25 protein-coding genes are annotated in these 22729 nt (G+C 72.6%); 17 read left to right on the forward strand and 8 right to left on the reverse strand.

Annotated elements, in window-relative coordinates; translation table 11 throughout:
- From EOE48_RS05390 to EOE48_RS05405, 3 genes are all read right to left on the reverse strand, one after another.
- Window positions 1-280: hypothetical protein (locus tag EOE48_RS05390; protein ID WP_425463624.1), on the reverse strand; the 280-nt coding region annotated here is incomplete at its 3' end.
- Window positions 280-2004: a flagellar basal-body MS-ring/collar protein FliF gene (gene fliF / locus EOE48_RS05395; protein ID WP_127727771.1), complete on the reverse strand. Its 1725-nt coding sequence runs from the start codon at window positions 2002-2004 to the stop codon at window positions 280-282. The genes EOE48_RS05390 and fliF, both read right to left, overlap by 1 nt.
- A 346-nt stretch (window positions 2005-2350) precedes the next feature.
- The gene (locus EOE48_RS05405; protein ID WP_127727773.1) at window positions 2351-2827 is read right to left on the reverse strand and encodes a carboxymuconolactone decarboxylase family protein; all 477 of its coding nucleotides are present in this window, start codon (window positions 2825-2827) and stop codon (window positions 2351-2353) included.
- Between the two features lie 288 nt (window positions 2828-3115).
- Between EOE48_RS05405 and EOE48_RS05410 the strand changes: the two genes are divergently transcribed.
- The 4 genes from EOE48_RS05410 to EOE48_RS05425 all read left to right on the forward strand — a co-directional run bounded on the left by EOE48_RS05410 (window position 3116) and on the right by EOE48_RS05425 (window position 7098).
- Window positions 3116-3535, forward strand: a complete 420-nt coding sequence (locus EOE48_RS05410) for a tellurite resistance TerB family protein (protein ID WP_127727774.1) — start codon at window positions 3116-3118, stop codon at window positions 3533-3535.
- A 147-nt stretch (window positions 3536-3682) separates the two neighbouring features.
- On the forward strand, window positions 3683-4924 hold the full coding sequence (locus tag EOE48_RS05415; RefSeq protein ID WP_127727775.1) for an amidase: 1242 nt from the start codon (window positions 3683-3685) through the stop codon (window positions 4922-4924).
- Window positions 4921-5568, forward strand: a complete 648-nt coding sequence (locus EOE48_RS05420) for a pyroglutamyl-peptidase I (RefSeq protein ID WP_127727776.1) — start codon at window positions 4921-4923, stop codon at window positions 5566-5568. The genes EOE48_RS05415 and EOE48_RS05420 overlap by 4 nt, the downstream gene beginning before the upstream one ends.
- Before the next feature lie 33 nt (window positions 5569-5601).
- A complete protein-coding gene (locus tag EOE48_RS05425) occupies window positions 5602-7098 on the forward strand; it encodes a helix-turn-helix transcriptional regulator (RefSeq protein ID WP_127727777.1) in 1497 nt (498 codons plus the stop codon).
- A gap of 9 nt (window positions 7099-7107) precedes the next feature.
- On the opposite strand, the gene EOE48_RS05430 is transcribed toward EOE48_RS05425, so the two are convergent.
- Window positions 7108-8106 (reverse strand): lysylphosphatidylglycerol synthase domain-containing protein, encoded by a 999-nt coding sequence (locus EOE48_RS05430; protein ID WP_127727778.1) that lies wholly within the window; start codon window positions 8104-8106, stop codon window positions 7108-7110.
- Complete coding sequence (locus tag EOE48_RS05435; protein ID WP_127727779.1) at window positions 8103-8867, reverse strand: endonuclease/exonuclease/phosphatase family protein; 765 nt, start codon at window positions 8865-8867, stop codon at window positions 8103-8105. Before EOE48_RS05435 ends, EOE48_RS05430 begins: the two co-directional genes overlap by 4 nt.
- A gap of 512 nt (window positions 8868-9379) precedes the next feature.
- On the opposite strand from EOE48_RS05435, the gene EOE48_RS05440 reads away from it, so the two are divergent.
- Window positions 9380-10297: a 50S ribosomal protein L11 methyltransferase gene (locus EOE48_RS05440; protein WP_127727780.1), complete on the forward strand. Its 918-nt coding sequence runs from the start codon at window positions 9380-9382 to the stop codon at window positions 10295-10297.
- A 347-nt stretch (window positions 10298-10644) separates the two neighbouring features.
- Window positions 10645-10851, forward strand: coding sequence for a hypothetical protein (locus tag EOE48_RS05445; RefSeq protein WP_127727781.1), 207 nt, complete (start codon window positions 10645-10647; stop codon window positions 10849-10851).
- A 7-nt stretch (window positions 10852-10858) separates the two neighbouring features.
- On the opposite strand, the gene EOE48_RS05450 is transcribed toward EOE48_RS05445, so the two are convergent.
- The gene (locus tag EOE48_RS05450) at window positions 10859-11143 is read right to left on the reverse strand and encodes a hypothetical protein (RefSeq protein ID WP_127727782.1); all 285 of its coding nucleotides are present in this window, start codon (window positions 11141-11143) and stop codon (window positions 10859-10861) included.
- A gap of 366 nt (window positions 11144-11509) precedes the next feature.
- Between EOE48_RS05450 and EOE48_RS05455 the strand changes: the two genes are divergently transcribed.
- Window positions 11510-12160 (forward strand): calcium-binding protein, encoded by a 651-nt coding sequence (locus EOE48_RS05455; RefSeq protein ID WP_127727783.1) that lies wholly within the window; start codon window positions 11510-11512, stop codon window positions 12158-12160.
- A gap of 224 nt (window positions 12161-12384) precedes the next feature.
- Here the strand turns inward: EOE48_RS05455 and EOE48_RS05460 are convergent, their stop codons facing one another.
- Window positions 12385-13332: a LysR family transcriptional regulator gene (locus EOE48_RS05460; RefSeq protein WP_127727784.1), complete on the reverse strand. Its 948-nt coding sequence runs from the start codon at window positions 13330-13332 to the stop codon at window positions 12385-12387.
- A gap of 163 nt (window positions 13333-13495) precedes the next feature.
- On the opposite strand from EOE48_RS05460, the gene EOE48_RS05465 reads away from it, so the two are divergent.
- The 10 genes from EOE48_RS05465 (at window position 13496) to EOE48_RS05515 (ending at window position 21276) form a co-directional block, all read left to right on the forward strand.
- Entirely contained in the window at window positions 13496-14455 is a 960-nt protein-coding gene (locus EOE48_RS05465; RefSeq protein WP_127727785.1) for an agmatinase, read from the forward strand.
- 27 nt (window positions 14456-14482) lie between these two features.
- Window positions 14483-15352: a transporter substrate-binding domain-containing protein gene (locus EOE48_RS05470; RefSeq protein ID WP_246153972.1), complete on the forward strand. Its 870-nt coding sequence runs from the start codon at window positions 14483-14485 to the stop codon at window positions 15350-15352.
- 15 nt (window positions 15353-15367) lie between these two features.
- Window positions 15368-16027: an amino acid ABC transporter permease gene (locus EOE48_RS05475; RefSeq protein WP_127727786.1), complete on the forward strand. Its 660-nt coding sequence runs from the start codon at window positions 15368-15370 to the stop codon at window positions 16025-16027.
- Window positions 16028-16135: 108 nt separating this feature from the next.
- Entirely contained in the window at window positions 16136-16858 is a 723-nt protein-coding gene (locus tag EOE48_RS05480; RefSeq protein ID WP_127727787.1) for an amino acid ABC transporter permease, read from the forward strand.
- Complete coding sequence (locus tag EOE48_RS05485) at window positions 16855-17667, forward strand: amino acid ABC transporter ATP-binding protein (RefSeq protein WP_127727788.1); 813 nt, start codon at window positions 16855-16857, stop codon at window positions 17665-17667. Before EOE48_RS05480 ends, EOE48_RS05485 begins: the two co-directional genes overlap by 4 nt.
- Window positions 17654-18613 carry an arginase family protein gene (locus tag EOE48_RS05490; RefSeq protein WP_127727789.1) on the forward strand — a complete coding sequence of 320 codons (960 nt, stop codon included), beginning with the start codon at window positions 17654-17656 and terminating at the stop codon, window positions 18611-18613. The genes EOE48_RS05485 and EOE48_RS05490 overlap by 14 nt, the downstream gene beginning before the upstream one ends.
- Window positions 18613-19215 (forward strand): DUF1989 domain-containing protein, encoded by a 603-nt coding sequence (locus EOE48_RS05495; RefSeq protein WP_127727790.1) that lies wholly within the window; start codon window positions 18613-18615, stop codon window positions 19213-19215. The genes EOE48_RS05490 and EOE48_RS05495 overlap by 1 nt, the downstream gene beginning before the upstream one ends.
- 48 nt (window positions 19216-19263) lie before the next feature.
- Window positions 19264-19707: a DMT family transporter gene (locus EOE48_RS05500; protein ID WP_127727791.1), complete on the forward strand. Its 444-nt coding sequence runs from the start codon at window positions 19264-19266 to the stop codon at window positions 19705-19707.
- Between the two features lie 155 nt (window positions 19708-19862).
- Window positions 19863-20300: an EamA family transporter gene (locus EOE48_RS05510; protein ID WP_127727793.1), complete on the forward strand. Its 438-nt coding sequence runs from the start codon at window positions 19863-19865 to the stop codon at window positions 20298-20300.
- A 196-nt stretch (window positions 20301-20496) separates the two neighbouring features.
- Window positions 20497-21276, forward strand: a complete 780-nt coding sequence (locus tag EOE48_RS05515) for a lytic murein transglycosylase (protein ID WP_246153973.1) — start codon at window positions 20497-20499, stop codon at window positions 21274-21276.
- Window positions 21277-21413: 137 nt separating this feature from the next.
- Here EOE48_RS05515 and EOE48_RS05520 read toward each other — a convergent pair whose 3' ends face one another.
- Window positions 21414-22691 (reverse strand): aspartate aminotransferase type Ic, encoded by a 1278-nt coding sequence (locus EOE48_RS05520; RefSeq protein WP_127727795.1) that lies wholly within the window; start codon window positions 22689-22691, stop codon window positions 21414-21416.
- Window positions 22692-22729 lie beyond the last annotated feature (38 nt).

The following is a 22729-nucleotide window of genomic DNA, read 5'->3' on the forward strand; positions in this document are numbered from 1 at the left end:
CCGCGAGGCGGGCCTCGGCGGCGTCCTGCGCGGCGGCCAGCGCCGCCCGCGTCTCCTCGCGGCCGAGGCGAAGGCCGCGCTCCTCGCCCTCGCGCAGCAGCGCCTCGCGCTCCTCGGCGGTCAGGGCGGCGACCCGGGCGGGCGGCGAAGGCGCCGGCTCGGCCGGAACCGCGGCCCGCCGGGCGGGGCGCAGCAGCAGGCCGAGGGGCTCGGGGCCGGCCAGCGCGACCGGCAGGTCGCCGGAGAAGTCGGGCAGGCAGCGGGCGAGGGCGTGGGCCATCACGCCGGCTCCTCACGCAGCAGCCAGCGCTTGAGGATCGTCGCGGCCTGCTCCTCGTCGAGGTCGATCATCTGCTCCAGCTTCTTCTGCGGCGTGCGGTTGGCCTTGTTGGCCCAGTCGTCGAGGAGCGAGGCGATGGGCGAGGACTGCGCCGGAGCGCCGGGGGCCGCGCCGGGGCCGGCGAGGGCCGGCACCTCGGGCACGACCGAGGCGGCGCCCGGCGCCCCCAGGGCCGCCCCGACGACCTCGCCGGTCCCGCCCGTGACCACCCCCGCGGCTCCGGCGGGACCGGCCAGCGCCAGGGCCTCCTCCCGGGCGGTCGGCTCGGCGAGGATCGCCCGCAGGGCCGGACGCAGGCCGAACCAGATCAGCAGCGCGGCGACGACCAGGATGGTGGCGGCGTTGATGAGGGTCGCCGACTGGCGCATCAGCACCTCGGTGAGGCTCAGCGGCGCCACCGGCTCCAGCGGCGCCCCGTCGTTGACGAAGCCGACCGCGGCCACCTTCACGACGTCGCCGCGCTCCTTGCTGAACCCGGCGGCGGAGGCGACGAGCTGCTCGATCTCGGCGATCTGGGCCTCGACCCCGGCCTTGCCGGCATCCGGGCCGGCGAGCGAGGCCAGCCGCGAGCGGTTGACCAGCACCGCGACCGAGATCCGGCGGATGTCGTAGCCGTCGCTGATCGTCTGGATCGTCTTCGACGAGATGTCGTAGTTGGTCAGGTCCTCGCGCTTCTGGCTCTCGTTGCTCGAACTGTCGTTGCCGTCCGAGCGCACCCGCTGGTCGGGCAGGTTCTGCTGCGCGGTGGTCGGCCGCTGCGAGTTGCGGTTCTGCGAATTCTCGCTCTCGCGCACCGCCCGCACCGAGCGCTCGACCCGGCCGTCGGGGTTGAAGATGGTCTCGTTGGTGCTGGTCTTGTCGGTGTTGAGGCGGGCCGCGACGCTGACCTCGAAGTTGCCGATGCCGAGATAGGGCGTGAGGGTCCGGCGCAGGTTGTCCTGGATCTCGCGGTTGACGGTCTTCTCCAGGCTCGCCATGCGGCCGCTCGGCTGGCTGGTCTCGTCGTCGCCCGACAGCAGCAGGGCGCCGTCGCTGCCGATCACCGTCACCCGGTCGGGCTTCATGCCCGGCACCGCCGAGGCGACGAGGTGGCGGATCGCCTGGGCGCCGCTGACGTCGTCGGCGGGCTCGGTGCGCAGCACCACCGAGGCGGAGGGCGGCTGCTGGTCGCGGCGGAACGAGCCGCGGTCGGGCAGCACGATGTGGACGCGCGCGGCGCGCACGCCCTTCATCGACTGGATCGTGCGGGCGAGCTCGCCCTCCAGCGCCCGGACCCGGGTGACCTCCTGCATGAACGAGGTCAGGCCGAGCGACCCGAGGTCGTTGAACAGCTCGTAGCCCGACTTCGAGCTCTGCGGCAGGCCCTTGCCGGCGAGCAGCATCCGGGCCTGGGCGGTGTGGCCGTAGGGGACGAGGACCGCGGTACCGTCGGCGCTGACGTCGAACGGGATGCCGGCATCCTTCAGCGTCGCGCCGATGCGCCCGACATCCTCGCGGTTGAGGCCGGTATAGAGCGTCTCGTGGGCCGGGCGGCTGAGGTAGTAGGCGCCGAGCCCCACCGCCAGGAAGACGACGAGGCCGATGACCCCGAGGGCCGCGATCCGCCGCGGACCCAGCTCGACGATGTTGCTCCAAAGCCTCTCGGCGTGCTCGCGACCGGACATCAAGGGCTGCTCTGCGACTCGGGGGACCCTACCGGAGCCATGTTGCCGCCGAGCCTTGCGCGGAGGTTGCGCGGGAGCCTGCCCGTCCGGTGGTGTGGGGGCGGGCGGCGCTGCCGGGGCATCAGGTCTCGCGGCCCGCGGGATTCGGAGCCGGGCCTCGCGGCCGACCGATCATACGAAATCCGATCGATTGCTTCACGCGATCCTGGCGGATCGCCGTCGCGATGCGGATTTCGGCTTCGCTCATGCGCCGCGCAGGCCGGGGAGACGGAATCCGGAAGTGATCGTCCGGATTCCCTCTCCCCTGTTCCCGCCGGCCCGCACGGCCGGTTCCTCCGGTCGTCGCTCAAGGCCCGTCCGGACGGGGCGCGAACCGCCACGTCGCGGCGATGCGGTTCCAGGCGCCGATCAGCGCCACCGCGACGGTGAGCCGGGCGAGGTCGGCCTCGCCGAGCACGGCGCCGGCGGCCTCGTGGAGCGCGTCCGGCACGCCGTGGCCGGCGGCGTTGACCGCCTCCGCGTAGGCGAGCGCGGCCCGCTCCGCCGGCGAGAATCCCGGCATCTCGCGCCAGACCGGCAGGGCATCGAGCCTGTCCGCCGCGACGCCGAGGCGGCGCGCCTCGGCGAGGTGGTAGGCGGTGCAGAAGCCGCAGCCGTTGACCTGCGACAGCCGCAGCTTGACCAGTTCGATCAGCCCGAGATCGAGCCCGCTCCCCGCCACCGCCCGCGACAGCGCCCGCAGGGCCGCCTCGGCCTCGGGGACGTGGGCGAAGAACGCGGGGCGGGACAGGCGCGGCTCGGGCTGGCGCAGGGGGTCGGTCATGGTCGGGTCTCCGGCTGGCGGACCGTTCCTACACCGGCCGGAGGGCCGCGGCGAACCCGTTTCCGCCGCCCGTCACGTTCGCCGCCGCGCGATAATCCCTTCCTCACGGCAAATCTATCGTTGCCGCCTCATCTACGGCATGGATCAAAACCCCGTCATCGCGTCTTCGTCGGAGGCGCACAACACTCGGGGAACCGCACGCCGTCTCCATCGACAAGCTTCGTCCACTGGGCTAGGAGCCTGCCCGCGCCGCCGGACCGGGGCGGCGCCGACGCAGGGACCCCGACGATGTTCAACATGTTCAAGTCGCAGAACGCCCTCGACCTCACGCCGCGCAACTGCCTCGCGGTGTCGCTGATCTACTGCATCGGCGCGGACGGCGAGCTGGACCCGGAGGAGATCACCCACCTGATGTCGGTGCTCGGGCGCAACGCCACGCGCCAGCAGTTCGAGGCGGCGGTGCGCTACACCCGCTCGACCCAGCCGGCGCAGTTCCTGGCCGAGGCCGCGCCGCGCCTGCGCCCGGAGCAGAAGCTCTGCATCGTCCTCAACATGATCGACAGCGCGATGGCGGACGGCGAGGCCGAGCCGGCCGAGCAGCAGCTCGTCATGCAGTTCGCCGGGGCGTTCGGGTTGAGCGAGGCCGACCTGACCCCGCATTTCCGCACCCTCGTCGCCAAGAACGATCGGGCGGTCCTCGACCGCTAGGGAACGATCGGGCGGTCCTCGACCGCTAGGGAACGACCGGGCGGTCCTCGACCGCTGAGAACCGGGCATCCCGGTCCGGGAGCCGGGTGAGGCCGGGCGCGCGAGGTGCTAACAGGGGCGCTTCCCTGGTCCAGCCCGGATGGCCCGATGCTCTCGCTCCTCGACCTCAGCCGCCGGATCGATGCCGGCGACCTCACCCCCGCCGCCGCGATCGATCGCACCCGCGAGGCGATCGCGGCGCGCGAGCCGGAGGTCGGCGCCTTCGTGCGGGTCGACCCCGCTCCGGCGGTGGCGACAGCCGGCCCGCTCGCCGGCATCGCGGTCGGCATCAAGGACATCATCGACACCGCCGACATGCCGACCGAGATGGGTTCGCCGATCCATGCCGGCTGGCGCCCGCGGGCGGACGCCCCGGTGGTGGCGCGGCTGCGGGCGCTCGGCGCGGTGCCCTTGGCCAAGACCACCACCACGCCGTTCGCCTTCATGGACCCGACCGCGACCCGCAACCCGCACCATCCGGGCCACACGCCGGGCGGGTCGTCGGCGGGCTCGGCCGCCGCGGTCGCGGCCGGGATGCTGCCCCTGGCGCTCGGCACCCAGACCGGCGGCTCGGTGATCCGGCCGGCCTCGTTCTGCGGCGTGGTCGGGATCAAGCCGTCGTTCCGGCTGCTGCCGACCGTCGGCGTGAAATGCTTCTCCTGGGCCCTCGACACGGTCGGGCTGTTCGCCGCCGGGGTGGCGGACGCGGCCCGCGCCCTGGCGCTCCTCGCCGACCGGCCCGGCCTCGACCTGCCGCCGACCGGGCCGGGCACGATCCGGATCGGGCTGGTGCGGCAGGATTTCTGCGCGGCGCCCTCGGCGGCGGCGCAGCAGGCCCTCACCCGCGCCGCGATGGCGGCGGAGCGCGCCGGCGCGAGCGTGCACGATCTCGCCCTGCCGGGCCTGTTCGGCGACGCCTTCGCGGTCCATCCGACGATCCAGGGCTTCGAGGCGCGCCAGGCCCTGGCCTGGGAATACGCCCACCACCGCGAGGCGCTGCCGCCAGCCCTGCGCGCCGCGCTCGACGAGGCCCAGGGCATCGAGACCCAGGCCTACGACGGCGCCCGCCGGACCGCCCACCACGCCCGCCGCAGCCTGAAGGACGTGTTCGGCGACGGCGGCGTCGACGTGATCCTGACCTATTCCAGCGCCGGGGCGGCCCCGGCCGGGCTCGCCTCCACGGGCGATTCGCGCTTCAACCGCCTGTGGACCCTGATGGGCGTGCCCTGCGTCACCGTCCCGGCCGGGACCGACGACGGCCTGCCGCTCGGCGTGCAGGTGATCGCCCGGTTCGGCGACGACGGACGGGCACTCGCCGCCGCACGCCTGATCGAGCAGGCGCTGGCATGACGCGACCCCGCCTGCTCGTCACCGGCTTCGGCCCGTTCCCGGGCATGCAAGCCAACCCGACCGGGGCGCTGGTCCGGCGCCTCGCCGCCCTGCCCCACCTCGCCCTGGCGCTCGGCGAGGCCCCGCGCGGGCTGGTGCTGCGCACCGCCTATGCCTGCCTCGACGAGGCGCTGGCGCCGGCGCTCGCCGAGGGGCCGCGGGCGGTGCTGATGCTCGGGGTCGCGGGGCGCAGCCGCGGAATCCGGGTCGAGGCGAGGGCGGCCAACCGGGGCAGCCGGCTCTATCCCGACGCCTCCGGCCGGGTCTCGTCGCGCCTCGCCCTCGACCCGGACGGGCCGGCCGCGCGGCGCGCGGGCAGCATGGCCCGGGAGGCGGCGATCCTGCTGCGCCGGCGCGGCCTGCCGGTGCGGCTGTCGCGGGATGCCGGGCGCTACCTGTGCAACGCCTCGTACTACCGCGCCCTCGCCGCGCCGGCGCCGGTGCTGTTCCTGCACGTGCCGCGCCCGCCCCGCCACGGCGCCCGGGCCTGGGAGGATGCCCTCGTCGCGGGCTTCGCCGAGGTGGCGCGGCTCCTCGTGCGCCGGGCGGAAAACCGGGAGCGAGCCGCAACTTCCGGGCTCCGCTGCGGTTCAGGCTCCGGTTAGGGGCGCGGTGCCCCTGGGATAACGCGGGGCCCCGTGACGCACGCTCTCGACCGGTCCGAGCAGCACCAGATCATCGCCAGCCTGACCGAGGGGGTGATCCTGGTCACGCCGGACCACCGCATCGCCTGGGCCAACGCGGCGGCGCTGGCGATGCACGGGGTCGACCGGCTGGAGGATCTCGGCGGCTCGGTCGACGGCTACCGCGACCGCTTCGTCCTGCGCTACCGCAACCACCATCCCCTCGGGCTCGACCGCTACCCGCTCGAACGGGCGGCGACCGGCGAGGTGTTCGAGGACGTCTACGTCGACGTCACCCGGGCCGGCGGCGCCTCGCCGGCCGAGAGCTGGACCCACCGCATCCGCAGCCTCGTCACCGCCGGCCCCGGCGGCCGGCCGGAGAGCCACGTCCTGATCGTGCAGGACGTGACGGCGCAGTTCGAGGCCGAGATGCGGTTCGAGCGCACCTTCGCGGCCAACCCGGCCCCGGCGGTGATCTGCCGGCTCGCCGACCTGCGCTACGTCAGGCTCAACGAGGGATTTTCGGAGCTGACCGGGTTCGATGCCGACGCCGTGATCGGCCGCACGCTCTACGAGGTCGACGTGCTGGCGGGCGCCGAGCGGCGCGAGCTGGCGATCGCGCGGCTCAAGGAGGGCCGCACCATCCCGCAGATGGAGGCGCGCCTGCGCGGCGCCGGGGGCGGCGAGCGGGCGGTGATCGTCGCCGGGCAGCCGATCGAGATCGCCGACGACCCCTGCATGCTGTTCACCTTCGCCGATCTCGAGCCGCGCCGGGCGGCCGAGACCGCCCTGCGCGCCAGCGAGGAGCGGTTCGAGACCGCCTTCCGCCTCGCGCCGGTGCCGATGCTGGTGGCGCGCCGCGACGGCTTCGGGCTCCTCAGCCTCAACCAGGCGTTCACGGCGGCGTTCGGCCACGGTCCCGAGGCGCTCGGCCGTGCGCCCGGCGACCTCGGGCTGTGGGTCGACGAGGGCGCCCGGGCCGCCTTCGAGCGCGACCTGCTGCGGACCGGGCGGATCGCCGGGGCCGAGACCTGCCTGCGGCCGCGGGAGGGCGGCGAACGCGACTGCCTCGTCTCGGCCGAGACGGTGACGATCGCCGGCGAGGCCTGCGTCCTGTGCGCCCTCCAGGACATCACCGGGCGCAAGCGCTCCGAGCGCGAGCTGATCGCGGCGATCGACGCGGTGATGGCCGACACCTCGTGGTTCAGCCGCGCGGTGATCGAGCGGCTGGCCGGCCTGCGCCAACCGGGCCGCGGCGCCCCCGACGCCCGCCTCGACGCCCTGACCGCCCGCGAGCGGCAGGTGCTCGGCCTGATCTGCCAGGGCCTCAGCGACGCGGCGATCGGCAAGCGCCTGTCGCTGGCCCGCAACACCGTGCGCAACCACGTCGCGGCGCTCTACCGCAAGCTCGGCCTGCACCGCCGCAGCGAGGCGGTGATCTGGGGCCGCGAGCGCGGCTTTCCGGCCCAGGGCTTCGAGGGCGGGGAGACGCCGGGACCGGGCCGGCCCTGACGGGGAGGGTCAGCCGGTCCGTGCCCGGTCCCGCCAGCGAAAGACCGCCTCCGCCACGCCGAACAGCACGAGGCCGAGGAGGAGCGGCGCCAGGAAGTAGATCAGCCGGAACGCGAGCAGCGGGCCGACCACGTCGGTCTTCGGCAAAAGGTAGACGACCACGCTCTCGATCACCCCGACCCCGCCCGGGACGTGGGTGACCAGCACCGCCGCGTTGGCGATGACGAAGACCGAGGCGACGCCGAGGAAGCCGACCTCCGACACCGCGAGCAGCACCTGATGCAGGCAGGCGGAGACCAGGGCGAAGTTGACCGCCCCGACCGCCACCTGGGCCGCCGCGAGCGGCAGCGGCGGCATCTCGATCGACCAGCGCCGGATCCGCAGCGGCGCGGTCAGGGTCGCGGCGAGCACGAGGTAGAGCGCCACCCCGGCGGCGCAGAGGCCGGCGACGGCGTAGACCGCCGGGCGGCCGAGCCCGGTGATCTCGCTGGCAAGGCCGGGATCGAGCACCAGCGCCCCGGCCCCGAGCGCCATCAGCCCGAGGGCGACGGTGAGGCCGCAGAACACGATGACCTTGGCGCTGTCGGCGAGCCCGAGGCCCCAGCGGGAATAGAACCGGTAGCGCACCGCGCCGCTGCTGAGGCCGGCGAACCCGATGCTGTGGCCGATCGCGAGGCTGATGAACGCGGCGAGCGCGACCCGCGGATAGGGCAGCGGATGGCGCACCGCCTTCAGGGCGAGCCAGTCGCCGACCGTGAGGCAGAGATAGCTCCCGGCGGCGAAGCCCGCCGCCGCGGCGAGGCGGGCGACCGGGATCGCCCGCACCGCCTCGGCGAGCTGTGCCGCGCTGTAGCCGCTCAGCGTCCGGTAGAGCAGGTAGAGCCCCAGCGCGCAGCCCGCGACCGTGACGGCGGTGGTCCAGCCGAGCCGCAGCCGGCGCTGCCGCGCCTTCCGGGTCTCCGCCGGTTCGTCCTGCGGCAGCGCCGCCGCCTCGGCCCGCCCGCTCATCGCGCCGCCTCCGCCAGTGCGCCGCGGGAGGCCGCGGAGCGCGCCGCGACCCGCAGGTCGGCGACGAGGGGGAGGTGATCCGAGGCGAGCCGGGCGCCGGGCCCGCGATAGGTCTCGGCCCGCACCACCTCGAAGCCGCCGCCGACGAAGACGTGGTCGAGGCGCAGCAGCGGCAGCCGCGACGGGAAGGTGCAGCGGGTGCGCGACGGGGCCGCCCGGTGGGCGTCGGTGAGGCGCGCGGCGAAGCGCCGGTAGACCCGCGACCCCGGCACGGCGTTGAGGTCGCCGACCAGGGCGACCGGCCCGGTGCAGGCGGGGTCGCCGAGCCAGCGCGGCCCGAGCAGGGCCTCGGCCTGGGCGAGGCGCTCGCGTCGGCCGAGGCCGAGATGGGTGTTGACGATCTGGACCTCGTCCTCGCCGAGGGTCACGGCGGCCCACAGCGCGCCGCGCGGCTCGCGGCCCGCCGGCCCGGGCAGGGCCTCCGCCCGCACCAGCCGCGAGGGCAGCGCCGACAGGATCGCGTCGCCGTACTCCTCCTCCAGCACCCGCAGGGCGGCGTGGAAATGCGCCGTCATGCCGAGATGCGCCGCGATGGCGTGGGCCTGATCGACCCCGCCGGTGCGCAGGCGGCCCACGTCCAGCTCCTGAAGCGCCACCACGTCGGGGCGGCAGGCGGCGAGGATCCGGGCGATGCGGGCGGGGGAGAGCTGGCCGTCGGTGCCGAGGCAGCGGCGGACGTTGTAGGTGACGAGGCGGAGCAACGCTGGCGGTTCCGGGTGTCCGGGGCGGACCTGCTTCTAACCGCCGAGCTGCCGCCGCGGTTCACGCCCTCCGGGCGAGCGGCGCGGCCTCGTCGGCCGAGGACGCCCCGCCGGCCTCGGCGCGGTGCAGGCGCGCCAGCAGGACCAGCAGCCGGCCGGGCACGGCCATGTCCACGGTCTGGGGCTCCACGGCCTGGGGCGGCGCGGGCTCCCTGGATGCGGGTTCGGGAAGGTGGGGGACGGGAGGCGGGCTCTCGTGCCGGAACGGCTCGCTCGGTCGGGTACTCATCGCGACAACTCGGGTTCTTCGCCGTCCGGCTCTCGGCCGCCGGCGCCGCTTGGAACGCGGCACCGTCGCGCCGGTTCCCCGGCGATCGCGGCCGGGCATCGTGTCGCCCAGGGGCGTGACACGGTGGTGACAGCACGATCCGGAACGCGCGGCCGGAGCGGCGGTCGCGGCCGCTGCCTGCGGCATGGTGGCGGCGCCCCCGCCGGGATGCTAGAGCCGCGCCATGCTCGAAGGCCTGCCGCCCCACCGTCCGACCCACGTGCTGCGTCTCGACACCGACGAGCGCGCCGCCCGCGCCATGACCGACCTGATCGGCGAGGTGTTCGACCCGACCGAGACCGCCGTCGCGGCGTTCGAGGCCGAGGACGGGCGCACCTGGCGGCTCGAAGCCTACTTCTCCGACGCGCCCGACGAGGACGCGGTGCGGGAGATGATCCGCCCGATCGTCGGCGACGCCGCCGACGCGGCGGAATTCACCGCCATCGACCAGCAGGACTGGGTCCGGGCCTCCCTGGAGGGCCTGAAGCCGGTGCGCGCGGGGCGGATCCTCGTCCACGGCTCGCACGACCGCGGGCAGGTGCGGGCCAACGACCGGCCGATCGAGATCGAGGCGGCGCTGGCCTTCGGCACCGGCCATCACGGCACCACCCTCGGCTGCCTCCTCGCCCTCACCGACGAGCTGAGGCGGCGCCGGCCGCGGCGGGTGCTCGACGTCGGCACCGGCACCGGCATCCTCGGGCTGGCGGCGGCGACGAGCCTGCGCGCCCGGGTCGTGGCCGGCGACCTCGATCCTGAGGCGGTGTTCACCGCCCGCGCCAACGCCCGCCTCAACGGGCTGCACGGGCGGATGGCGTTCTACGAGGCGCCGGGCGTGCGCCATCCCCTCGCCGACCGGCCGCGGGGCTTCGACCTCGTCTTCGCCAACATCCTGGCCCGGCCGCTCACCCGGCTCGCCCCCTCCCTCGCCCGGGTGCTGACCCCGGACGGCACCCTGGTCCTGTCGGGGCTGATCCCCCGCGACGTGCCCGGCGTGCTCTCGGCCTACGCCGCGCAGGGCCTGCGCCTGCGCCGTCGCCGGGTCATCGAGGGCTGGGTCTCCCTGGTGCTCGGCCGCGGCGGCGCCGCGCCCCGCCCACGCTGATTTTCGCCGGCGAAGGGTGTTCCGCCGCGACACCCGGTGGAAAGCCGGGATGGCGGCGGTCCGGCCACACCGCAAAATCCCTTGCGGATCAACGCTTCTCTCCGCGTTGGCCGGTTTCGACCGGCTTTCGCCGGGTTGACAGAAACGAACTTCTCGCGCATCCGCACGTTAGCCGCCGGACCGCGCGACCTGCCGGACCACGGCTTCTCAGGAACCGACAACCCCATGCCCGACGACAGTAGTCGATCGACCGAGCCGCTGACGGCCGTCCGCGTGGTGTGCGCCTGATCCGCTGATCGGGCTCGCCCGTGACCGGCCTGCGGCGGCCGGTCCCACCGAGGTGAGCCATGATTCTGCGTGACGTCCTCTCCCGGCGCCGTTCCGCCGGAGTATCTTCCCACGACAACAGCGTCGTCCTCGTCATCGCCCTGATGATGACCCTCGTCTTCGCCCCGGTGGTCGGGCTGCACGTCGCTGCCGCCCTCGGCGTGACCGATGGCGGCCACGGCGAGGTCGCGTCGGTGGCGGTCCCGGCCAAACGGCCTCCGGGCTGAGGCCCGATCAGTCGTCGATATCGGCCGGGGAGCCCGGCGGCATCGGGCCGTCGTCCTCGATGTCGTCGCCGAAGATGTCGGGGGCGCCGTCGAAGCCCACCACCCCGTCGGGATTGTCCGGGGTGACGTTCGGATCGACCGGCGCCGGCCGACCGCGGCCGAGACGCTGGTCCAGCCGCTCCATCCGCCGCAGGTCGCGGCCGATCGGCACCTCGTTCGACCCCTGGGCGGCCGCCTCGGCCAGACCGAGCGCGAGCAGCCCCAGCGCGGTCGTCGTCAACATCGCTCTCATCGCACGTCTCCGTCGCCCGGCGCTCCCCGGCATCCGTCCCGGTCGGGAGCGGAGCGGGGCGCCGCATGGCGGGCAATGTCGTCGGCATACGCCGCCGGAGCTTAAGAAGGCACTGCGACAGAATTCGGAAGATTGCCTCCGGATTCCGCAGCACACCAGCCCGCGTGGTGCTTGAGCGAATCCGATTTTCGCACCGCAAAAGCGATCCTGGAGGCATCGCCGAGCGATCCCGGAAGGATCGCCGAGCGATCAATCGGAACTCGAATAACGGATCGAAAGTTGCTACGAAAATGCAGATTTTCCGTAGCACGTTGATTGGTTGGCTGATAAGCTCTATTCGGCTTCATTTGAGCAGGGAGATCGCTCATGGCTGTCATTTTCGGAACACCTGGAGACAACGTTCTCGAAGGCGCCGTGGTCCTGGATGATGGCCTGTACCTCAGCAACGACACGATCTATGGGCTTGGCGGCGACGATCTCTTGATCGGCGGCACGTTCAGCATCAAGGCCTACGAGCATGATATTCTCAGCCTCGATTTTGGCGACGACTACCTGAACGGCGGTGACGGCAACGATATTCTGATCGGAGGGCTTGGCAACGATACCCTCATCGGGGGAGAAGGAAACGACAAGCTCTATGGTGGCCCAGGTCGCGATGTGCTCTTCGGCGGAGCAGGTCAGGACTTCTTCATTTTCCGAAACAACAACTACGTCGACTATCTGAGGGACGGTGATATTTACTACGACGATACCTCCGTTGGTGCGTTTCGCGATGTGATCAAGGACTTTGTCGTCGGCGAGGACAAGATCAATCTCGGCATCCCCTTCAGGCTGGTCTCCAACTTCACCGGAGATGTGCAGCCCCAGGTAAGGCTCAACATTTATAATCCTGGATGGGTGACGATCACCGGGGACACGAACGGCGATCATAAGGGCGATTTTCAGATCGCCGTACACACCGGCGGAGCAATGCTCACCGCAGCCGACTTCGCTTCAGCCGATCCCTTCATCTTCTGACGTCCGCTCGTCATACGACATCCGGCTGATTGCTTCAGGCGATCCTGGCGGACCGGTTCGCGATGCGACAATCGTATGATACGGTTTTTGGACGATTCGTTCGAAAACCGTATCGAAGCCCGCTCGGCACCTGAGCGAGGTCGGTTTCCGCATCGCGAAGCGATCCCGCATGGGTCGCCGAGCGATCAATCGGAAACCGTACGAGTCGCCCGGCCGTCCACACCTCACGCCGGCACGGCCTCGACGGCCGGCCGCACCGGCGGCCGGTGCGCCGCGGCGGCGAGGGTCAGGAACAGGTCGCCGGCCGGGGAGAGCGGCCGCGCCCGCTCCCGCACGAGGCAGAACTGCGACTCGTAGCCCGCGCCCTCGGCCTCCCGCACCGGCCGGAAGCCGTAGGTGCCGGCCAGCGCCGCGGCGTAGTGGGTCGGCAGGAAGCCGACGAAGCCGCCGCCGGCGAGCAGCGTCGCCACCGCCTCGAGCCCGGTCGCCACCGCCTGCCGGGCGATGCCGAGCCGGTCGGCGAAGGCACCGCTGCGGCCGTCGTTGTCGCGGGTGATGAACACGTAACCGTCGCGGGCGAGGTCGGAGAGGCGCGGCACCGGGCCGCCGCCGCCGACATAGAGGGCGAACGACTCGACGAAGAGCGGATGCAGGTCCAGCCGGTCGCGGTCGACCGGCGCGGTGGTGATGCACAGGTGCAGCCGGCGCGCCAGCACGTCGCTGCGCAGCTCCTGCGCCGGGTGCACGGTGACGTGCAGGCGCACCGCCGGGGCCGCCTCCCGGAACCGGGCCAGCGCCGGGACGATGCGGGCGTCGGGGTTGGTCAGGCAGTTGTCGGCGAGCCCGATCATCAGGTCGCCGGTGACGACCCGGCTGGCGCTGTTGAGGGCGTCGCGGACCTGATCGAGGGCGTCGCAGGCGGTGACGCTCGCCCGCAGGGCGACCTGACCGAACTCGGTCAGCTCGAACCCCGCCGGCCCGCGCCGGCACAGGCAGCCGCCGAGGCGCTCCTCCAGCGCCTTGAGGTGCCGGCTGATCGTCGAGCGCTCCATGCGGAGGCGCGACTCGGCGGCGGTGAGCCCGCCGGCCTCGGCCACGACGCGGAAGATCCGCATCAGGCGCAGATCCGCCTCGGTGATGCTTGCAATCGCGCGCGGAGCCGGCCGGGACATGTTGCAGATCATACAAGCACGGTTTCGCAGAAAGCAATTGCCCGGGCTTTCACCGCCGCATAGCCTTTTCGCATGATGAATGGAAAGTCAGGCTGCTCAAATAACGATCCAGAAGCGCCCTGATTTTCATCAGACACACCCGAGACCCAAGGTCATCCCGCCGATGCAGCTGACGGTTCCGCCGCGCGCGCCGCACCAGACTTTCCTGTACTCGCCCCTGGCGACCGACCTCGACGCCCTCGACGCGCACGTGGCGTTCATCGGCATGCCGTTCGGCAACGCCTACGAGCCGCACGCGGTGTCCAACGACCAGAGCCGCGCCCCCGACGCCGTGCGGGCGGTCACCGACCGGGTCTGCCGCTCGCTGGAACGCTACGACTTCGACGTCGGCGGCCCGATCTACGACGGGCGGGCGCTGAAGGTGGTCGACGTCGGCAACGTCGCCTTCGACATCCACGACCATCACGGCCATTTCGACCGCGCCGAGGCGGCGATCCGCAAGATCCTGGCGGCCGGCGCGATGCCGGTCACGGTCGGCGGCGACCACGGCATCCCGATCCCGATCCTGCGCGCCCTCGACGGCGAGGGGCCGGTGACGCTGATCCAGATCGACGCCCACATCGACTGGCGCGACCACGTCAACGGCGTGCGCGACGGCCTGTCGAGCCCGATCCGCCGCGCCTCGGAGATGAGCCACATCGGCGAGATCTACCAGATCGGCATCCGCGCCCAGGGCAGCGCCCGGCCGGAGGAGGTCGAGGCGGCGCGGGCCTACGGCGCCCACATCATCCCGGCCTTCGAGGTCCACGATGCCGGCATCGACGCGATCATCGACCGGATCCCCGACGGCGGCCGCTACTACCTCACCATCGACGCCGACGGGATGGACCCCTCGGTGATGCCGGCGGTCGAGGGCCCGGCGCCCGGCGGCCTCACCTTCCACCAGGCGCGCAAGCTGATCCACGCGCTCGTGCGCAAGGGCCGGCTGCTGGGCATGGACATCGTCGAGATCACGCCGTCGAGCGACCTCAACAACATCACCAGCATCGTCGCCGGCCGCCTGATCGTGAACCTGATCGGCGCGGCGGTGCGCGCCGGCTACTTCGACGCCCCGCCGGCCTGATTCTCCCCCCACGACCGGAGCCCGCCCATGACGCCCCCGATGACGTCCCTGACCCGCCGCCGGTTCGGCCTCCTCGCCGGCGGCACCGCCGCCGCCGGCCTCGTGGGTACCCGCCCAGCCTTCGCCGAGACGACGCTGGAGAAGATCCGGCGCGCCGGCACCGTCACGGTCGGCACCGAGGCCGCCTACCCGCCGTTCGAGTTCGTCAAGGACGGCAAGATCGTCGGCTACGGCAGCGAGATCCTGGCCGAGGTGGTCAAGGGGCTCGGCGTCAGGCTGAACCAGCTCGACCTGCCCTGGCAGGGCATCCTGCCCGGCGTGCTCGCCGGCAAGTTCGACTTCGTGGCGACCACCGTCGGCATCAACGAGGAGCGGGCGAAGCGCTACGCCTTCACCATGCCGATCGCCAACGGCGCCCCCTACGCGATGCAGCGCAAGGGCGCCGGGATGACGACGATGGAGGACCTCAACGGCAAGGTGGTGGCGACCCAGCTCGCCTCCTCGACCGAGCCGGTGGCCCGCGCGATGGACGCCAAGCTCAAGGCCGCCGGCGGCAAGGGCTTCAAGGACCTGCGCCTGTTCACCGCCTTCACCGAGAGCTACGTCGCGCTGGCGAGCGGCGAGGTCGACGCGGTGATCCAGTCGCTCCCGGCCCTCGCGGTGCTGGTCAAGGACAAGCCGCAGACCTTCGCGCTGCTCGGCCCCGTCACCGCCGGCAGCCCCTACCCGTTCCTCGCCTGGGTGACGCGGCCGACCGACCTCGACCTGCGCGACTTCATCAACGGCGTGATCCGCTCCATGCGCGACGACGGCCGCCTCGGCGCGCTCCAGGAGAAGTGGTTCGGCTTCAAGATGGAGATCCCCGACAGCGGCTACCTGCCGCCCGGCGCCGTCTGAGCGCCGGGCGCCGCCGTGGCCTTCGAGTTCTCCTCCTTCGCCGCGATCCTGCCCGGCCTGTTCGCCGCCGCCCTGGTCAATGCCCGGCTGGCGGCGATCATCATCCTGATCGCGATCGTCGGCGGCACCGCGCTGACGCTGCTGCGCACCCTCAAGATCGTCTGGCTCAACCGGGCGATCGGCGTGCTCATCAGCTTCATCCGCGGCACGCCGCTGCTGATCCAGATCTTCCTGTGCTACTACGTGCTGCCGGCGATCGGGCTCGACCTCTCGCCCGAGGCGGCGGGCGTGCTGGCGATCTCGCTCAACTCGTCGATCTTCATCACCGAGATGATGCGCGGCGGGCTCGAGAGCTTCGATCCCGGCCAGATCGAGGCCGCCACCGCCCTGTCGCTGCCGCGTCGGGCGATCTGGCAGACGGTGATCCTGCCCCAGCTCTTCCGCCGCATCCTGCCGGTGCTGGTCAACGAGATGACGATCGTGGTGAAGGGCACCGCCCTGCTCTCGGTCATCACGGTGGTCGACGTGCTGCGCACCGCCCAGCAGATCGCCAGCGCCACCTACCGGCCGTTCGAGACGCTGGCGGGCGCCGCCCTGGTCTTCCTCGCCATGAACCTCGTCGTCTCGCTCGGCGGCCTCGCCGCCGAGGCGCGGCTCGCGGCCCGCCGGATCTGAACCGCGATGCGATGTTCGGAAGATTCGTTCCGAAAATCGCATCACCAGCCCGCGCGGCGCTTGAGCGGAGCCGAAATCCGCATTGCGACGCAATCGATCGGATTTCCCATGACCTTCGATCCCGCGCTGCTGATCCCCTACCTGCCGCTCCTCGCCGCCGGGGCGTGGCTGACGCTCCAGGTCGCCGCCGGGGCGTTCGTGCTCGGCTACCTGCTCGGCATCGTGCTGGCGCTCGTCGCCCTCGTTCCCGGCCGGCTGCCGCGGCTGGCGGTGGCGGCGGTCGTCACGGTGCTGCGCGGCATCCCGTTCATCCTCATCCTGTTCCTGGTCTATTACGGATTGCCGTTCTGGGGCGTGCGCCTGCCGGCGGTGCTCGTCGGCACCGTCGCGCTCGCCCTGTTCGCCGGCGCCTACTACGCCGAGATCATTCGGGCGGCGATCCTCGCCCTGCCGCGGGGCCAGTTCGAATCCGCCCGCGCCATCGGCATGTCGCCGCTCCAGGCCATGCGCCACGTCATCGCGCCGCAGATCCTGCGCGGGCTGGTGCCGCCCTCGACCAACATGACGCTGACGATGGTGAAGGAATCGGCGGTGCTCAGCTCGATCACCGTGCCGGAGCTGACCTACCAGGGGCTGGTGATCCAGGGCAACACCTTCGCGCCGTTCGAGGTCTTCGCCGCGGTGACGCTGATCTACTGGGCGATCACCGCGATCGTGGCGGCGCTGGCGCACCGGCTGGAGCGCCGGACCGGCCGGGCCCGCGAGCCGCTGGCCACCCGCAACGCCCTGGCAGCGAGCTACCTGTCCTTCGAGCGGCAGGCCGCCCGATGAACCCGCCCGTCCTCAGCCTCGTCGGGCTCACCAAGCGCTTTCGCGGCACGCTGGCCCTCGACGAGGTCCATCTCGACATCGCCCGCGGCGAGGTCGTGGCCCTGATCGGGCCGAGCGGCTGCGGCAAGAGCACCCTGCTGCGGGCGGTCACCTGGCTCGACCCGCCCGACGAGGGCTTCGTGTTCCTCGGCGGCGAGCCGTTCGGGCGCGAGCGCCGCGGCGCGGTGATCCGCCACCACGGCCGGCGCCGGATCGACGCGATGCGCCCGCGCATCGGGCTGGTTTTTCAGCAGCTCAACCTGTGGCCGCATCTGAGCGCCCTCGACAACGTGGTGCGGCCCCAGACCGTCGTGCTCGGCCGCCCGCGGGAGGAGGCGGTCGCCCGGGCGCGCGAGCTGCTCGCGGCGCTGGGCCTCGCCGATCGCGCCGACCGCTTCCCCGACGCGCTGTCGGGCGGGCAGAAGCAGCGCGTCGCCATCGCCCGGGCGCTCGCCATGGACCCGGCCCTGATGCTGTTCGACGAGCCGACCTCGGCGCTGGACCCGGAACTCGTCGGCGAGGTGCTGGCGCTGCTGCGCCAGCTCGCCGCCGCCGGCACCACGATGCTGGTGGTGACCCACGAGATCGGCTTCGCCGCCAACGTCGCCGACCGGATCGTGTTCATGGATCACGGCCGGATCGTCGAGTCGGGCCCGGCCCGCAGCGTCCTCGACAACCCGGCCGACCCCCGCGTCGCCGCCTTCCTGCGCCTCGTCGGGCGCGGCGGACCGGCCGGCGCCACTCCGGAGCCCCGCGATGTCCCGCATTGACCGGCCCTATACCGGCATCCCGTCCTTCCTGCGGGCGCCGGTCTGCCCCGACCCCAAGGCCCTCGACGCGGCGGTGGCGATCATCGGCGTGCAGTTCGACGAGGGCTCGCCGTTCCTGCCCGGCAGCCGGATGGGGCCGCGGGCCCTGCGCGAGCATTCCCTGCGCTTCGCCGGCGGGCTCTACGACCCGGCGACCCGGCGCGAATACCTCGTGCGCGAGCGCGCCGAGGGGCTGATCGCCGATTGCGGCGACGTCGACATCGCCCCGACCAACGTCGAGGCGACCTTCGCCAACATCACCGCGACCGTCGCGGCGGTGCTGGCGCGCGGGGCGCTGCCGGTGGTGCTCGGCGGCGACCACGCCATCACCTACCCGGTCTTCCGCGCCTTCCCGCGGCCGGCCCACATCCTGCATTTCGACGCCCACATGGACTACGCCGACGAGGCGGACGGCCTGCGCTACACCAACGGCCACGCCTTCCGGCACGTCGCGCGGCTCGACACGGCGCTGAGCCTGACCCAGGTCGGCATCCGCAGCCTGCGCAGCGCCCGCCGCCAGCACGAGGACATCGAGGCCGGCGGCAACCGGGTGGTGCCGATGCCGGAGGTCCGCCGCCTCGGCCCGGCGGGCATCGCGGCGCTGATCCCCGAGGGTGCGCCGGTCTATGTCAGCATCGACGTCGACGCCCTCGACATGGCGCTGGTGCCGGGCTGCGTCTCGGCCGAGCCGGACGGGCTGAGCTACGCCGAACTGCGCGACACCCTGCGGGCGGTGGCCGAGCGGCACGAGGTCGTCGGCTTCGACTTCGTCGAGGTGAACCCGCCGCTCGATGTCGGCACCGGGGCGACCGCCTATCTTGGCGCCCTCGTGGTGATCGGCTTCCTCGGCGAGATCTGCGCCCAGCCGCGGTGGCAGGAGCGCCTCACACACAGGGAGACACGCTGATGGACGGGGACCTCGTCACCATTCCGGCCCGCCGGGGCAAGGCCGCCCGGGTGCGGGCCGGCCAGACCGTGCGGGTCGTCAACACCCACGGCGACCAGGTGGTCGACACCTGGGCGTTCCGCGCCGACGACATGACCGAGTTCATGTCGATGGAGCACAGCCGCGCCCACATCCTGAAGATCATCCCGGTGGTCGGCGACACGATGCTGACCAACCACCGCCGGCCGATCCTCACCTTCGTCGAGGACACCTCGGGCGGGATCCACGACACCATCATCGCCGCCTGCGACTGCCACCGCTACAAGTTCCTCGGCGTCGAGGGCTACCACGACAACTGCACCGACAACCTGCATGCGGGGCTCGCCGAGATCGGCCTGTCCTCGGCCGAGACGCCGAGTCCGCTCAACCTGTTCATGAACATCCCGGTCCGGCCCGACCGCACCCTGTCGTTCGAGGCGCCGGTCGCCCCGCCCGGGAGCCACGTCGCGCTGCGGGCCGAGATGGACCTCGTGATCGCGTTCTCGGCCTGCCCGCAGGACATCCTGCCGATCAACGGCGTCGGCCACCCGCCGACCGAGGCGCATTTCCGCATCGACGGATAGCGCCGCCGCCCGGCGCGTTGACGGGGCCCGACACCGGAGCCGAGCCCCATGGCGTTCCTCATCGTGCCGATCGCGATCCTCGCCGGCATCCTCAACACCGTCCAGGCCGGCGCCAACGCGACCCTGAGCAAGGCGACGGAGCAGCCGGTCCTGGCCGCCCTCGTCGTCACCGGGGCGAACGCCCTCGTCTACCTCGCCGCCGCGCCGTTCCTCGGGCTCGGCTGGCCCGGCGCGGGGCGGCTGGCGCAGGTGCCGTGGTGGGGCTGGCTCGGCGGCGCCATGGGCGGGGCCTACGTGCTGGCGATGATCCTGTTCGCCGGGCGCCTCGGCGCCGCGACCTTCACCGGCCTCACCGTGACGGCCGGGATCGTCACGTCGGTGGTGCTCGACCATTACGGCTGGCTCGGCTTCGCGCAGCACGGGGCCGGCCCGTGGCGGATCCTCGGCTGCGGGCTGATGATCGCCGGCGTGGCGCTGGTGACGCGATTCTGATGCGATATCCGGACGACCACGTCCGGATATCGTATCACCAGCCCGCGCGGCGCGTGAGCGAAGCCGATTTTCGCATCGCGAAGCGATCGATCGAAAATCGTATGAGACCCGCGCCCTATCTGACGCACCGTCCGTCCCCCTTATGCGGTGCCGCCATGACTGCGCTCGTCACCTCCTGGCCGTTCTGGGCCGTGCTCTCGGCGGTGTTCGCCGCCCTCACGGCGATCCTCGCCAAGGTCGGAGTCGAGGGCGTCGCCTCCGACGTCGCGACCTTCCTGCGCACCCTCGTGGTGGTCGCCGTCACCGCGGCGCTGCTCGCGGCGTCGGGCCAGTGGCGGCAGGTGACCGCCGTGCCGGGGCGCAGCGCCGTCTTCCTCGTCCTGTCCGGCCTCGCCACCGGCGCCTCGTGGCTGTGCTACTTCCGCGCGCTGAGCCTCGGCGACGCCGCCCGGGTCGCGCCGCTCGACAAGCTGAGCGTGGTGTTCGTGGCCGTGTTCGGGGTGCTGATCCTCGGCGAGCGCCTGTCCGCCCTCAACTGGCTCGGCATCGCCCTCATCGCGGCCGGTGCGGTCCTGGCCGCCATCAAGGGCTGAACGGCGCCGCTCCCGCTCCCTGCTCTGCCCCTTGCCTTGAATCCGCCCGGCGGGCGTGACGAAGGGATTCAGCAAACAGTCACGCCGTAGTCTCGCGGCCCGTGGTCCCGGCCATCGCCGCGGCTAGGTAAGCGGTCGGAAGCGCGGCCGTTGCGAGTGACGGCCGCAAGGGGAGTGTCGGATGAGGACGAACGTGATGAGGAGGCCCTTCGCCGCCCTGGGACTGGCGGTGCTGGTCGGCACGGGGGCGGCGCAGGCGGCGCAGTGCGGCAACACCTCCGCCGGCTTCGAGGCCTGGAAGCGCGAATTCGCCGAGGAGGCGCGGGGCCGGGCGAGCGCGGCGAGCCTCGCGGCGCTGGCCAACACCTCGTACTCGACCGCGACGATCTCCGCCGACCGCGGCCAGCGGAGCTTCAAGCTCTCCCTGGATCAGTTCATGGCCAAGCGCGGCGCCCCGGCGATCGTGTCGCGCGGGCGGGCCTTGAAGCGCAGCAACGCCGCGCTGTTCGACGCGATCGAGCGCCGCTACGGCGTCCCGGCCGGCCCGCTGCTGGCGATCTGGGGCATGGAGACGGGGTTCGGCGCGGTGCGCGGCAACGTCAACACCCTCTCGGCGGTGGCGACCCTGGCCTACGATTGCCGGCGCTCGGCGTTCTTCACCGACCAGCTCTACGCCGCCCTCACCCTGGTCGACCGCGGCGTGCTGACCGGCAACACCCGCGGCGCGGCCCACGGCGAGGTCGGCCACACCCAGTTCCTGCCGAAAAGCATCCTGAACTACGGTACCGGCGGCAGCCTCGACGACAGCACCAACGCGCTGAACGCGACGGCGAACTTCCTCAAGGCCCATGGCTGGCGGGCCGGGGCGGGCTACCAGCCGGGCGAGCCGAACTTCGTGGCGATCCAGGGCTGGAACGCCGCCTCGGTCTACCAGCGCGCCATCGCGATCATCGGGCAGCGCATCGACGGGGAGTGATCCGGTTTCGGGACGATCCGTTCCGGAACCGGATCGAAGCCCGCGCGGCGCGCGGGACTCGCATGACGGGGCACGCCTCCTCGCGCAGGAGAGGGGCCCGGAGCGGGGCGCGGATCCGCCGGAGACGGACGCGACCATCAGCCCCGCAGCCGGGCCTCCGTCGCGGCGATCAGCGTGCAGAGCGCGATCACCTCGGCGGCGGCCTCGACCTCGGCGAGGCTCGGATAGGACGGCGCCAGCCGCAGAATCCGGTCGTGCGGGTCGCGGCCGTAGGGATGGGTCGCACCCGCCGGGGTCATGGCGAGGCCGCAGCCGGCCGCCAGCTCGACCACCCGGCTGGCGCAGCCCTCCGGCGTCTCCAGCAGGATAAAGTAGCCGCCCTCCGGGTCGGTCCAGCGGGCGGCCCCGGTGCCGCCGAGGTCGCGGTCGAGGATCCGCGTCACCGCGGTGAATTTCGGCGCGAGCCGCTGGCGGTGCCCGTCCATCAGCCGCAGGAGCCCGGCCTCGTCGCGCAGGAAGCGGGCGTGGCGCAACTGGTTGAGCTTGTCGGGGCCGATGCTGCGCTTGCCGGCGCAGCCGAGATACCAGCGGATGGTGTCCGGCGAACCGGCCAGGAAGGCGACGCCGGCGCCGGCCAGCGTCACCTTCGAGGTCGAGGCGAACACGAACGGACGGTCGGGGTGCCCCGCCTCGGCAGCCGCCTCCAGCACGTTGACCAGGTGCGGCCGGCGCTCGGTCAGGTGATGCAGGGCGTAGGCGTTGTCCCAGAACAGCCGGAAGTCCGGCGCCCCCGCCTCCATGGCGGCGAGGCGCCGGACGGTGTCGTCGGAATAGGTCTCGCCGCCGGGGTTCGAGTATTGCGGCACGCACCACATGCCCTTGACCGAGGGGTCGCGCACCAGGTCCTCGACCACCGCCATGTCGGGCCCGTCGGGGGTCATCGGCACCGACAGCATCTCGATGCCGTAGGTCTCGCACAGGGCGAAGTGGCGGTCGTAGCCCGGCACAGGGCAGAGGAAGCGGACGGTCTCCTCGCGCGACCACGGCCGCGCGCCGCCCGGCACGCCCTTGAGCAGGGCGTAGGCGAGGCAGTCGTGCATCAGCGCGAGGCTCGAATTGTTGCCGGCGACGATCTGGGCCGGCGGTGCCCCGAGCACGCCGGAGAACAGGGTGCGCAGCTCCGCCAGCCCCTGCACGCCGCCGTAGTTGCGGGCGTCCTCGCGGCTCTCGGTGAAGTGGTCGCGGTTGCCCGGCATCGTCAGCAGGTCGTCGGACAGGTCGAGCTGGTCCGGCGCCGGCTTGCCGCGGGTCATGTCGAGCTTGAGGCCGCGGGCCTGCAATTCGGCGTAGCGGGACTGCAGATCGCCTAGAGTCGCGTGGAGCGCCTCGGGATTCTGTTCGGAGAGGGGCGTCATCGGGGAAGGTCCGGTCGTGCCAGGAGCGGCGGCACCCT

The sequence above is a fragment of the Methylobacterium oryzihabitans genome (genome assembly GCF_004004555.2).
GTDB lineage: Bacteria > Pseudomonadota > Alphaproteobacteria > Rhizobiales > Beijerinckiaceae > Methylobacterium > Methylobacterium oryzihabitans.